The organism is Staphylococcus sp. URHA0057 (assembly GCF_000620265.1).
Lineage (GTDB): Bacteria > Bacillota > Bacilli > Staphylococcales > Staphylococcaceae > Staphylococcus > Staphylococcus pasteuri.
Genome location: NZ_JHVS01000009.1, coordinates 1 through 13,115, shown reverse-complemented (window position 1 = coordinate 13,115; position 13,115 = coordinate 1). Strand labels below are relative to the sequence as shown.

General features: G+C 29.4%; 11 protein-coding genes and 1 rRNA gene. 9 read left to right on the top strand and 3 right to left on the bottom strand.

Annotation, left to right across the window (positions count from 1 at the left end):
* Nucleotides 1-7: 7 nt before the first annotated feature.
* On the top strand, nt 8-1,516 hold the full coding sequence (locus N524_RS0106400; protein ID WP_029056003.1) for an ATP-binding cassette domain-containing protein: 1,509 nt from the start codon (nt 8-10) through the stop codon (nt 1,514-1,516).
* A gap of 8 nt (nt 1,517-1,524) precedes the next feature.
* On the top strand, nt 1,525-2,388 hold the full coding sequence (locus N524_RS0106395; protein ID WP_029056002.1) for a membrane protein: 864 nt from the start codon (nt 1,525-1,527) through the stop codon (nt 2,386-2,388).
* Nucleotides 2,389-2,500: 112 nt separating this feature from the next.
* Here the strand turns inward: N524_RS0106395 and N524_RS0106390 are convergent, their stop codons facing one another.
* Nucleotides 2,501-3,478 carry a metal-dependent hydrolase gene (locus N524_RS0106390; protein ID WP_017637515.1) on the bottom strand — a complete coding sequence of 326 codons (978 nt, stop codon included), beginning with the start codon at nt 3,476-3,478 and terminating at the stop codon, nt 2,501-2,503.
* 164 nt (nt 3,479-3,642) lie between these two features.
* Between N524_RS0106390 and mutY the strand changes: the two genes are divergently transcribed.
* The 3 genes from mutY (at nt 3,643) to N524_RS0106375 (ending at nt 7,421) form a co-directional block, all read left to right on the top strand.
* Nucleotides 3,643-4,686, top strand: a complete 1,044-nt coding sequence (mutY, locus tag N524_RS0106385; protein ID WP_029056001.1) for an A/G-specific adenine glycosylase — start codon at nt 3,643-3,645, stop codon at nt 4,684-4,686.
* A 155-nt stretch (nt 4,687-4,841) separates the two neighbouring features.
* Nucleotides 4,842-5,384 carry a nucleoside tri-diphosphate phosphatase gene (ntdP, locus tag N524_RS0106380; RefSeq protein ID WP_002452360.1) on the top strand — a complete coding sequence of 181 codons (543 nt, stop codon included), beginning with the start codon at nt 4,842-4,844 and terminating at the stop codon, nt 5,382-5,384.
* A gap of 300 nt (nt 5,385-5,684) precedes the next feature.
* Nucleotides 5,685-7,421: an ABC transporter ATP-binding protein gene (locus N524_RS0106375; protein WP_029056000.1), complete on the top strand. Its 1,737-nt coding sequence runs from the start codon at nt 5,685-5,687 to the stop codon at nt 7,419-7,421.
* A 108-nt stretch (nt 7,422-7,529) separates the two neighbouring features.
* Here N524_RS0106375 and N524_RS0106370 read toward each other — a convergent pair whose 3' ends face one another.
* Complete coding sequence (locus N524_RS0106370) at nt 7,530-8,624, bottom strand: FUSC family protein (protein WP_029055999.1); 1,095 nt, start codon at nt 8,622-8,624, stop codon at nt 7,530-7,532.
* A 265-nt stretch (nt 8,625-8,889) separates the two neighbouring features.
* A complete protein-coding gene (locus N524_RS0106365) occupies nt 8,890-10,179 on the bottom strand; it encodes a glutamate-1-semialdehyde 2,1-aminomutase (RefSeq protein WP_029055998.1) in 1,290 nt (429 codons plus the stop codon).
* A 79-nt stretch (nt 10,180-10,258) separates the two neighbouring features.
* Here N524_RS0106365 and bcp point away from each other — a divergent pair, with 79 nt between their 5' ends.
* From bcp to N524_RS0106345, 4 genes are all read left to right on the top strand, one after another.
* Complete coding sequence (bcp, locus tag N524_RS0106360) at nt 10,259-10,714, top strand: thioredoxin-dependent thiol peroxidase (protein ID WP_029055997.1); 456 nt, start codon at nt 10,259-10,261, stop codon at nt 10,712-10,714.
* 6 nt (nt 10,715-10,720) lie between these two features.
* The gene (locus N524_RS0106355) at nt 10,721-11,671 is read left to right on the top strand and encodes a phosphoglycerate dehydrogenase (RefSeq protein WP_029055996.1); all 951 of its coding nucleotides are present in this window, start codon (nt 10,721-10,723) and stop codon (nt 11,669-11,671) included.
* A gap of 93 nt (nt 11,672-11,764) precedes the next feature.
* Entirely contained in the window at nt 11,765-12,214 is a 450-nt protein-coding gene (gene perR / locus N524_RS0106350; RefSeq protein ID WP_017636959.1) for a peroxide-responsive transcriptional repressor PerR, read from the top strand.
* Nucleotides 12,215-12,945: 731 nt separating this feature from the next.
* Nucleotides 12,946-13,115 (top strand): 16S ribosomal RNA (locus tag N524_RS0106345); the annotation flags it as partial.

The window sequence follows — 13,115 nt, the reverse complement described above, 5'->3', positions numbered from 1 at the left end:
AAAAGAAATGGGAAGTTCAATCGTTTTAAAGTTACTTAAAGTTACTCATTATTATAGAAATAAAAAAACTAAAAAATGGTACTTACCTTTTGGATACGCCGCTGAAGATATTGATTTAAATAATGTCTCACTACATATTTATCAAGGTGAGGCCTTAGGTATTATCGGTGAACCAGGTTCTTCTAAAAAATTAATAGGTAGATTATTATCAGGATCTATTCACCCTGATAAAGGAAAATTAGTTCAAAGTGATCATGTATATTATGGAGATATTGAAGACAGAAAAATTGTAAACCAAACTGTGAAAGATTACGTTAAGCACATTGTTGAACTATTTCCATATAAAGTCTCTGATTATAAATACGATCAAGTCATTCAATATGCCCATTTAGATGAAAAACAACTCGTTTCACAATTAACCAAACAAGAATTTGCTCAGTTACTACTAAGTATAGCCAGATCATCTAAATCAAATATCATTATTTTGAATCATGTTCTTCAATATTTAGATGAATCTTTTACAAATCGAGCGATAGAGCTATCAAATGATTATATCAATCATAACCAAACGATTGTTTTTATTGATGATGACGTTGATAAAATAGAACAAGTGAGTAACTATATTACTTGGGTCTCACACGGACAGATTCGTATGGAAGGGTCTCTTAAACAAGTAATTCCTGTATTTAAAGATCATGAAAGAGACCGAAAAAGTATTGAATCAAAAGAAGAACTTTCATCATTTGATCTTGATTGGAAAAAAAGTCGAACAAGAATGCCTGAGATGACTTATAATTTTAAAAGAATTGAACGATATAATCATGCCAAACCACCAATATTTTTGGTAAGATTTTGGACTTTAATGACCAGTTTTCTAATTGGATTAGCACTTATGGGTATTCTTTTATTTAATAATTTAGGAATAATAAATATCTCAGCGGGGAATCAAACTCCACTTCAAACACAAACTAAAGATACATATGAAAATAAATTAGCTTATGGAATAGCATTAAAAGGAAGCGTTAAAATTTCAGGTTCAAATAATCTAACCTTACCTAAATATAGTGTCGTTACTATTGATGGAGAAAATAGTAAAAATTATCGATTAAATGAAAGTGGAAAAAGTTATACCGTAGCTAAAAGTAAACTAGAATATTTTAATCCAGCTGGTTTGTATGAAAAGCATAGTTTCAAAACTTTATCTCCATATATTAAATCCAACTATAGTAAGTATGTAGAATACTTCAATAGTCATTTACACAAAGACCACGATACAGTAAAAAAATCACTAGTCCCTGAAGAAGATAATCGTTTTGTTGCTGACGTGACTTCTCAACCGATTAAGATGATTTTTAATGATGATAATCAGTTAAACGGTTTTGTGATGCCTATTGTTAATAAAAGTAAATTGAAAGATAAATTCAACATTAATAAAGATGTTTGGATTTGTAAATCTGGTGATGGATACTTTATTGCCGATATGAAAGATAATAAGTGGATATATATTGAATTGTAGGTGTAAGTATGATCGATAGTATAATTATTTATTTTAAAAATTTACCACACGTTTTAAATTATTCTTTGAAACATGTTAAAAACTTATGGAAATGGTTTACGGTAAGTTTTATAGTTGGATTAGTCTTAATATTTGCGATAGAAATATTTTTCAAGGTGACAAACGCAACAGAAATGATACAAGGTGTATGGTTATATAGACTTTTAACTTTGTTAGGATTTGGGTACATCGTCCTCAGCTTATTTTTATGTTATAAAATATACGCTAAAGATTATATGATTACTAAATCGTTTAAAATATCCCCAGTAACACCCATAGTAGTTACTACAATTGTTGGAGGTATTTTACTATTTGTACTTATGACAATTATTGCAATATGGAAACCAATTAATTTTGAAAGTTCATTACTAGCTACAATATATTTTATGTTAGTAACAATAGTGTTAAATTGTTTACTATCAGTGTTATTTGGTTTAGTAAAAATCTTAAATCATAAAGCGGATATATATTTTTATATATTTTGTGTTATAGAATTTATTTTAGTACCAATTATTTATGTTCCTAAAACACATTTGACAATGATTGGACATGTATTGATGTTAAATCCATTTTATTATGTAACTAATGGTTTAGCACAATCAGTGTTGTTTGGCAGAATAAGTCTAGCTAATATACCTTATCATTTATATATACTATGTTTCATCTTGATATTATGTTTAATTAATTTTGCGTTATCTCGTTTTGTATCTCATGCTAAATATAGAAATAAAAATAAAAAAGCGCCATCAACTCTTCAATCTAATCATTTTTCAAGTAATGCTAATCATATAAAAGATAGTGACAATAGTGAAATTGATAAAAATAATAATTAAAATATAAAAAGCCAAGGTATAGGACTCATGTATTTTGCATATCCATCAAGTTAACTTAAGCAGTTTACTTTTAAGGATTACATTATTACATGTCCTTGAACCTTGGCTATTATTATTTTGCGAATAATTTACGTTGTAATTTGTCTTCACTAAATACCCAACCAATATAAGAATGATCTATTTCATTTTGAGATGTTAGATGGGCAATAGCAACAAATGCATAATGATCATTATTTAAATATCTTAAATCCATTAATCGAATTTCTGTAGAACCATCATCTAATGGCGTTGTTTGCCAACGATATATAGAAGAAAAGTTTAAAAATGTTCTTATATCTTTATTACTTTTAACTTTCCATAATAATGAGTCGATAGATAAATGTTGACGTTTAACTTTATCACTAAAAACAATATTTCGACCATGTGATCTACCAACATAATCATGTTCGTCTGTTTGAATAGCAATACGCCATTCCATAAATTTCATTGTAGGAATTACAAATACTTTTACAGGGTTATGCTCTTGTTTAATTTGCTTTAATGCTTGTTTCTTTAAGAAAGATTGCATTTTAAATCGGATTATATAATAAATGATTAAAATACCGATTATTGGAAAGAATGCCAAATAAGGATGTACCCCTAATACCCATAACACCACGCCTATACATAATATAATGAATATAATTGGATCAAACGTGTTAATAACGCCGAGTTGTATCCATTTATTAGTAATTGGTCTTAAAGCTTGTGTTCCATATGAGTTGAAAATATCAACAAACACATGTAAAAAAACTGCTAATTGTGCCCACATCCATATATGTAATGGGGATGTGTGGTTGAATATAACAAATATTAAAAATGTAATTAATATTGGCCATAATATAGTGAATGGAATAGAGTGCGTAATGCCTCTATGATGGGAAATATAAGTTGAATTATCTTTTAATTTTAAAACCGTATCCCCATCAGGTATAAGGGAACCTGCAATCAGTGTTGTGGCACTTGCCGCGAATGTGCCTGACATCGCTGGATCTTGAGTTGCAAGTGCAGTAAGTCCAACTCCAATAACAATGTGCGTGGCTGTGTCCATTTATGTTCACTCTTTTCATCTTAATTTATAATATATTATAATCTAAAAGTTAGAATAACAAAATCAACTCACATTAATAATGTGTTATTCTTATTTATCATGTAAGTAAAATATCCATTAAAATCAAATTGAAACATTAAATCATTGTTCAGGAAGGGAAATATATGTATTTAGAAGAAAATTTCAAAGATAATATTGTACATTGGTTTAATAACAATCAACGTTCAATGCCTTGGAGAGAGACTACTAATCCTTATTATATATGGTTAAGTGAAGTTATGTTACAACAAACACAAGTCAAAACAGTTATAGATTATTATGATAGATTCACTCATCGTTTTCCTACAATAGCCGATTTGAGTGAAGCAAATGAGGATGAGGTACTCAAATATTGGGAAGGACTTGGTTATTATAGCCGAGCAAGAAACTTTCATCATGCAGTCAAAGAAGTACAACGTGATTATAATGGAATAGTCCCATCTGATCCTGAAAATTTTAAATCTTTAAAAGGTGTCGGACCATATACTCAAGCAGCAGTAATGAGTATAGCCTTTGACCATCCACTCCCTACAGTTGATGGTAATGTTTTTAGAGTTTGGTCTAGATTAAATAATGATAGCAGTGATATAAAGCTCCAATCTACAAGTAAAACATTTGAACAACAGTTATTACCTTATGTTCAAGAGGAAGCTGGAACGTTTAACCAATCAATGATGGAATTAGGTGCGCTTATCTGTACACCTAAAAACCCACTTTGTATGTTTTGTCCAGTTCAAGAAAATTGTGAAGCCTTTGATAAAGGAACAGTATTAGATTTACCAGTTAAAACCAAAAATATTAAAAAGAAAACCATTGAACAAAGTGTCTTTTTAATTCGAAATCATAAAGGACAATATTTATTAGAAAAAAGACAGGAAAGGTTATTGAATGGTATGTGGGAATTTCCAATGTTTGAAGCCTCTAATGCTATTTCAGAAATATCTCATAAACTAAAACATGACATAGAACCTTTACCAGAACATATATTTAAATTAAAACATCAATTTACACACTTAACTTGGAATATTAAAGTCTATAGTGTGCCTGAAACTATAGATATAAATGAAAAGGTTTTACCTGATAATATGGTTTGGTTTGATTTATATAATCGAGATGATTATTCATTTCCAGTATCAATGGATAAAATATATAGATTTATTGAAGGATAGGTTTCTTCAAAACAGAAATAATAATAAATCATTTTACTTATTTATAATCCAATAAAATCTAACTAATACTTAAATTTAATGGCGTGAAAGTACAGAAGTAGTTTGAAAATATGATATAATCTAAATGGTTAAAAAGTATAAAGGTGGTGTGGAGTATGGTAAAAGAATCCATACCTAAAGAAGGACAAGACATCAAAATTCAAAGTTATAAACATGATGGAAATATTCATCGCGTTTGGTCTGAAACAACCATTTTAAAAGGTACAGATCATGTGATTATTGGTGGGAATGATCACACGTTAGTAACAGAAAGTGATGGTCGCACTTGGATTACAAGAGAACCAGCTATTGTCTATTTTCATTCTGAATATTGGTTTAATGTGATTTGTATGTTTCGTGAAGATGGTGTTTATTATTATTGTAATTTATCTTCACCATTTGTTTGTGATGAAGAAGCCTTAAAATACATCGACTATGATTTGGATATTAAAGTTTATCCTAATGGGAAATACCATTTATTAGATGAAGATGAGTATGAGCAACATATGAATCAAATGAATTATCCTCACGATATAGATGTTATTTTAAGAAGAAGTGTAGATATTTTACAACAGTGGATAGAACAGAAAAAAGGGCCTTTCGCTCCTGATTTTATCAAAGTTTGGAAAGAGCGATATAAAAAAATTAGGGATTATTAAGCAAATTAGATGTAAAACGATATGAGATGGTTTATATTATTCAATGTTGCATTGATTTAATTAAATAAACATTGATAGTTTAGATAAAACAATCTCTATTAACTAAAATTATATTTGTTAATCGTATCAATCAGAGGTTGAGATATGTTAGTCAATTGTTGCGGAATAATTTAATTAATTATTAGCTTATGTATACTAATGATTAATTGAAATGATATTCCAAGGCGATTCATCATATCCAACCTCTGTTCAATTTTAAAAAGATCAATTTAAAAAATATTATATGGAGGGATTAAAATAATGATTAAACGATATTTAAAGTTTGTTAAACCATATAAATATCGTATTATTGCTACTATTATAGTTGGTATTATTAAATTTGGTATACCAATGTTAATTCCATTGCTTATTAAATATGCAATAGATGGTGTTATCAATAATCATTCACTTAGGGATAGCGAAAAATACTCACACCTAGCCATAGTTATAGGTATTGCCCTATTTATCTTTTTAATTGTTAGACCGCCAATTGAATTTATAAGACAATATCTAGCTCAATGGACAAGTAATAAAATATTATATGATATAAGAAAGCAACTTTATAATCACTTACAAGCATTGAGTGCACGTTTCTATGCTAATAACCAAGTAGGGCAAGTTATTTCACGAGTGATTAATGATGTGGAACAAACAAAAGATTTTATTTTAACAGGATTAATGAATATTTGGCTTGATTGCATAACAATAATAATAGCATTAACAATTATGTTCTTCCTTGATGTTAAACTGACTTTTGCTGCATTATTTATTTTCCCATTCTATATCTTAACGGTTTATTTCTTCTTTGGTCGTTTAAGAAAATTAACAAGAGTAAGATCTCAAGCTTTAGCAGAAGTTCAAGGATTTTTACATGAACGTGTACAAGGAATGTCTGTTATTAAAAGCTTTGCAATTGAAGATAATGAAGCGGGTAATTTCGATCACCGTAATAAAAACTTTTTACAAAAAGCATTTCAACATACGAGATGGAATGCATATTCTTTTGCTGCAATTAATACTGTGACAGATATAGGCCCAATTATTGTCATTGGTGTCGGTGCTTACTTAGCAATAAGTGGTTCTATTACAGTAGGGACATTAGCTGCATTCGTTGGTTATTTAGAACAATTATTCGGTCCTTTAAGACGATTAGTATCTTCTTTTACAACATTAACTCAAAGTTTTGCGTCAATGGATCGTGTCTTCCAATTAATAGATGAAGATTATGACATAAAAAATGGTATTGGCGCTCAACCAATCGAAATTAAAAAAGGTCAAATTGAATTAAAACATGTTGGGTTCAAATATAATGAAAATGAACAAGACATTTTAAAAGATATTAATTTGACTATTCATAAAGGTGAGACCGTTGCCTTCGTAGGAATGAGTGGTGGAGGTAAGTCAACACTTATTAATTTAATACCTCGGTTTTATGATGTTACAGAAGGAGAAATTCTTGTTGATAACCACAATGTTAAAGATTTCTTAACAGGTAGCCTAAGAAATCAAATTGGTTTAGTTCAACAAGATAATATCTTATTTTCCGATACGGTTAAGGAGAACATTCTACTAGGCCGACCTGATGCTTCAGACGAAGAAGTTATTGAAGCAGCTAAAATGGCTAATGCTCATGAATTTATAATGAATCTTCAAGATGGATACGACACAGAAGTTGGTGAACGTGGCGTGAAATTATCAGGTGGTCAAAAACAAAGACTATCTATTGCACGTATATTCTTAAATGATCCACCAATTTTAATCTTAGATGAAGCTACTAGTGCATTAGATTTAGAAAGTGAAGCAATTATTCAAGAAGCACTAGATGTTTTAAGTAAAGATCGTACGACGTTAATCGTAGCACATAGACTTTCAACAATTACTCATGCAGACAAAATTGTAGTTTTAGAAAATGGTGAAATTGTTGAAATGGGTACACACCAACAACTAATTGATAAAAAAGGTGCTTATGAGCATTTATATAGCATACAAAATTTATAATAATAAAAAAGAGCTTAAGGCAAATGTTGAATTGCCTTAAGCTCTTTTGCTATATAGTTCTAATTAATTTATAAATAGCTTAGATTGATAATTAAATAAGTTTAAAAGCTATAAGTCAAAATCTTCATCAGCAATATCAATATCAGTATCATTGCGATGGTAAGTAAAGAAACTAATACGAAGTCTATCTAAATGTTCCAAATGATATCTATATTCTTCTATTGCTGCGATAATTTGCATAATATTAGCATAAGAATAATTAGTTTGATATGGATTTTGAATTAATTCATTTTGAAAAGCAGTCATAAGTTCTTTTTTAAGTGGGTTATCAACTTCATATTGCAATTGTGTGACTTTAAATTTAGCCTTTTTAGATAAACTTTTTAAAATTTGCTCGTGGAAAGCAATTAATGAGTCTAATTCCAATTTAATTTGTAATAACAATTGATTATTTAGTTGATGTAAATCATTTGGGTAACGTGACATTTTGTTTAATACTTCATAAGCTAATCTAGTCGTTCTTACTACTTCTTTAAATAGAATTTTCTTTCTATATTGTTCAAATATATTCTTTTTTAATAAAGGTCTTTCTTCATGATAGAAGTCGTAAATCTTTTCGAGTTTATCGATTCTAGAATTCAGTTGATCGCCATCTTGTTTAATATTATTAAATTCAGAAGTGTCATTTAATACCAATTTAAACCAAACGAAGATATCGGAGGTAATATTTACAGAATTATAATAAATTTTAGTTTCGAATTTTGGAGGTAAGAATAATAAATTTACTACTGAAGAACTTAGTACTCCAATCATAACTAAAACAAATCTGTAAAATGCAGCGACATAAAATGAACCAGAGACTTGGCCCATAATGATTAATGCTGTGACACTTGCTAATGTAGCAACATGTGCAAGATTAAATCGGAATAAAATTGCGATTAATACGATAACTGTAACACCCATAATTATAAAATTATTACTAAAGATTGTAACCATGGTAACAGCTAATAATGCGCCAATAATATTACCGATAGCTTGATCAGAAACAGTTTTAATAGACTTATAAACACTAGGTTGCATTGCGACAACTGCACTGACACCGGCTAATGCTTTTAGACCAATATTATTAGGAAGTAAAGAAGCGATAGACATAGCTAGTATGATTGCTATACCTGTTTTAAAAATCCGAGCTCCTAGTCTCAAAAAGAAGCGCTCCTTTTATTTTTATTGAATAAAATTTTAAATTCGTATTCATTATTGTTATACACTGACTAATCATAAATTTCAAGTGAATACAATAGTGTAGCTTTTGAAATATAACATTATATAACAAATCGCTAGTCAAATTATTTTAAATGAACACACAATCAGTTTAACTAAAGATATTTTTATAAAATGATAAAAGCTCCCTCAAAGTCCATTTAAAATGATTACAATGAGGGAGCAAATATGGTTAATGATATAGCACTTATTTCATTTGACTAAATGCATAGTCAGCTGCTTCTAGTGTTTTATCAATATCTTCTTCTGTATGTTCCGTAGTTAAGAACCATGCTTCAAATTTTGAAGGTGCTAAATTAATACCTTGGTTAAGCATTAATTTAAAGAATTTAGCAAACGCTTCGCCATCTGAATTTTCTACTTGTTCATAGTGAGTAATTTTTTCATCAGTGAAGTATAACGTTAATGAACCATAAATTCGATTGATAGTAGCAGTAATATTATGTTTGTCTATTAATTTTAGTAGCCCATCTTCTAAACGTTTACCTAATTGATCTAATCTTTCATAAACGCCATCTTGTTCTAATACTTCAAGTAATGCAATACCAGCTTTCATTGATAGTGGATTACCTGCCATAGTACCGGCTTGGTATGCAGGGCCTAGTGGGGCAACATGTTCCATAATGTCTTGTCTTCCACCGTATCCACCAATTGGTAGTCCGCCACCAATGATTTTACCAAATGCAGTTAAATCAGGAATCACACCAAGTAAATCTTGTGCTGCACCATAATGGAATCTAAATGCTGTAATGACTTCATCATAAATTACTAAACTGCCATTATCATGAGTAATACGGTTCACTTCTTCTAAAAATCCTGGTTCAGGCATAACCATGCCAAAGTTACCAACAATAGGTTCAACTAAAACGGCTGCAATTTCATCTCCCCAATGATCAATAGCATCTTTATAAGATTCAACATCATTAAATGGTACTGTGATTACTTCTCTAGCCACGCTTTCAGGAACACCAGCTGAATCGGGGGAACCTAATTGTGAAGGACCACTACCAGCAGCAACTAATACTAGATCAGAATGGCCATGATAAGAACCAGCGAATTTAATGATTTTATTACGTTTTGTATAAGCACGAGCAACTCTAATCGTTGTCATAACAGCTTCTGTACCAGAATTAACAAATCTGATCTTTTCTAATGAAGGAATAGCTTCACGTAACTTTTTACTGAAATCGATTTCTAATTCAGTTGGTGTACCATATAGCACACCTTTAGCAGCTTGATCTTGGATAGCTTTAGTTATATGTGGATGAGCATGACCAGTAATAATTGGTCCATAAGCTTGTAAATAATCAATAAACTTATTACCATCTACATCATATAAATAAGCGCCTTTACCTTCTTTCATTACTACAGGAGCTCCACCGCCAACTGCTTTATAAGAACGAGAAGGTGAATTAACGCCACCTAATATATATTCATTAGATAATTCCTGAAGTCTTTCGCTTTCAGTAAATTTCATTTTATCAACCTCTTTTAATTTAATATTGTCGACTATTATCGTATCATAAAATTAACATAATGAAGAAATAGGTGATTAAATGTTAAAAAAAGGTGATAAGTTCCCAGAGTTTTCTCTAGAAAATCAGAATGGAGAATTAGTATCGAATGAAACAATTAAAGGACAAACGACAATACTTTACTTTTATCCAAGAGATAATACACCTACTTGTACAACAGAAGCGTGTGATTTTAGAGATAATATCGAACTTTTTAATGATTTAAACGTGAATATTTATGGTGTTAGTGGAGATTCTAAGAAAAAACATCAAAATTTCATAGAAAAACATCAGTTAAACTTTGATTTATTAGTAGATGAAGATTTCTTACTTTCTAAAGAGACTGGGGTTTATCAACTGAAAAAATCATTTGGTAAAGAAAGTATGGGAATAGTTCGTACAACATTTGTTATAGATGAAAAAGGAATTATAAAAGATGTTATCGAGAAAGTTAAGGTTAAAACACACATTGATGAATTAAAAAATATATTGGAGTGATAATCTATGAAGGTTGTAAGTCTGTTTAGATTAGGTGAATTAGAAGATGAGTTAGTAGAGAAATTCCCACAAGTTGATTTTAAGTTTATTAAAAAAGCTAAAAATATACCATTTGAAGACAGACAATCTTTAGATATATTAATAGGTTATGATGGTGAATTAGATGAATCATTTTTAAAAGATTGCCCAAATCTTAAATGGATCGCATGGTATGCGACAGGTGTTAATTCATTACCATTAGATTATTTGAAAAATCATAATATTAAACTAACTAATAGTAGGGGAGTACAAGCAAAACAACTTTCTGAATTTATCTTAGCGTTCATATTAGATGATTATAAAAAAATGAGAACATCATTTATTAACCAACAAAATAAAGTGTATGATTCTAAAATGGTAGGAAGACGATTAAGTGGGGACAAAGTATTATTTTTAGGTACTGGTGCGATTGCAAGTCGTGCTGCAAAGTTAGCCAAAGCATTTGATATGCAGGTAATTGGTTTGAGTAACTCCGGAAAAGATAAAGAGTGGTTCGATGAAGTATATAAAATAGAAAAATTGAATGAAGTTATTGGAGAAGTTGATATTATTATCAATGCTTTACCTGAAACAAATGAAACAATTCATTTATTACAATATGATCACTTTAAACAAATGAGTAACGATGCACTTTTTATTAATGTTGGACGAGGTACTATAGTTAAAGAAACTACAATTCTAAAAGTATTGAAAGAAAACTTAATTAGACATGCTTATTTAGATGTATTTGAAAATGAACCATTAGATGAAAACAATCCATTATATGAATTAGATAATGTAACAATAACAGCACACATTACTGGTAATGATAATAATATAAATAAAGAAGTAACGGATATATTTGTGAATAACTTGAAACATTTTCTCAATAACAAAGATTTAATTGAGAATATAGTTGATTTAAATAAGGGATATTAATTAAAATACTGCAGTTATATTGACAATTTTAATTCGCAACAGTTATATTAATATTAAGTAATAATAATTATTAACTAGAAAGATGGTGAAAAAATGAGTGCGGAATTAGAATCTATAGAACATGAGCTTGAAGAATCAATTACATCATTGAGAAAAGCGGGAATCCGTATTACTCCTCAAAGACAAGCAATTATTAAATTTATGATTTCTTCAAAAACACATCCAAGTGCCGACGAAATATATCAAGCACTTTCACCAGATTTTCCTAATATAAGTGTTGCGACTATCTACAACAATTTAAGAGTATTTAAAGACATTGGCTTAGTTAAAGAACTCACATATGGTGATTCATCAAGTCGCTTTGATTTCAATACTCATAATCACTACCACATTATTTGTGAAAAGTGTGGAAAGATTGTTGATTTTCATTATCCTCAATTAGATGAGGTAGAACAACTAGCACAGCACGTAACAGAGTTCGACGTAACACATCATCGTATGGAAATTTATGGGATCTGTAAAGATTGTAAGGAAAAAGAATAATAAGTTGTTTACTTATACATTATATTCTTACACAAATAATAGTTTTAAATAAAACCATGTTTATTCTAAATAAGAATAGACATGGTTTTTATTTACTTCAACAATCTGTATAACATGAGCACTGATTAATTACGAAATTATGATGTGACAATTAGATTTATATTTTAGACGCTTATTAGGAAAGACAGATTAAAATAAAAGAGAAATCGTTAATGTTAAATAAACAAACTAGAATGTAGGGAGAATTACAAAAGATTAGTTAGATTAATATACTGTATATTAAAATAGAGAATATATGAGATTATTGTGCACTCAAACAATTAATAGTTACTATAGTGGTAAATTTAAACCAAAATAGTGTATGAAATTCGTTGACGATAAACAAATTAATTGATACTATATAAAAGTCGTCAAAATGATGTTAAGTTATTTGAAAGGTTTTATTAACTTTTTAAATGAAATATTAACAAAGTGTAATTTTGACTATTGAACTTTCAACTTAAACATTATATTATAGTTCTTGTTGAGTTATTAAACAACAATTTAATTTTTAAAAAAGAAATTAAATTTATTCTTGACTTAACAAAACGGACACGATATAATAAGATATTGTAAGTGAAAAAAACGAACATTGAAAACTGAATGACAATATGTCAACGTTAATTCCAATAATGTAACGAAAGTTACAACAATTAATTTAGTTTTTATGAGCTAATCAAACATCATAATTTTTTATGGAGAGTTTGATCCTGGCTCAGGATGAACGCTGGCGGCGTGCCTAATACATGCAAGTCGAGCGAACAGATAAGGAGCTTGCTCCTTTGACGTTAGCGGCGGACGGGTGAGTAACACGTGGATAACCTACCTATAAGACTGGGATAACTTCGGGAAATCGGAGCTA

Coding starts and splice junctions, on each gene's coding strand:
- ntdP (WP_002452360.1), top strand. CDS start 4,842: ATGGTAAAAGAATCCATACCTAAAGAAGGACAAGACATCAAAATTCAA.
- N524_RS0106390 (WP_017637515.1), bottom strand. CDS start 3,478: ATGGACACAGCCACGCACATTGTTATTGGAGTTGGACTTACTGCACTT.
- N524_RS0106365 (WP_029055998.1), bottom strand. CDS start 10,179: ATGAAATTTACTGAAAGCGAAAGACTTCAGGAATTATCTAATGAATAT.
- mutY (WP_029056001.1), top strand. CDS start 3,643: ATGTATTTAGAAGAAAATTTCAAAGATAATATTGTACATTGGTTTAAT.
- N524_RS0106375 (WP_029056000.1), top strand. CDS start 5,685: ATGATTAAACGATATTTAAAGTTTGTTAAACCATATAAATATCGTATT.
- perR (WP_017636959.1), top strand. CDS start 11,765: ATGAGTGCGGAATTAGAATCTATAGAACATGAGCTTGAAGAATCAATT.
- bcp (WP_029055997.1), top strand. CDS start 10,259: ATGTTAAAAAAAGGTGATAAGTTCCCAGAGTTTTCTCTAGAAAATCAG.
- N524_RS0106400 (WP_029056003.1), top strand. CDS start 8: ATGGGAAGTTCAATCGTTTTAAAGTTACTTAAAGTTACTCATTATTAT.
- N524_RS0106395 (WP_029056002.1), top strand. CDS start 1,525: ATGATCGATAGTATAATTATTTATTTTAAAAATTTACCACACGTTTTA.
- N524_RS0106355 (WP_029055996.1), top strand. CDS start 10,721: ATGAAGGTTGTAAGTCTGTTTAGATTAGGTGAATTAGAAGATGAGTTA.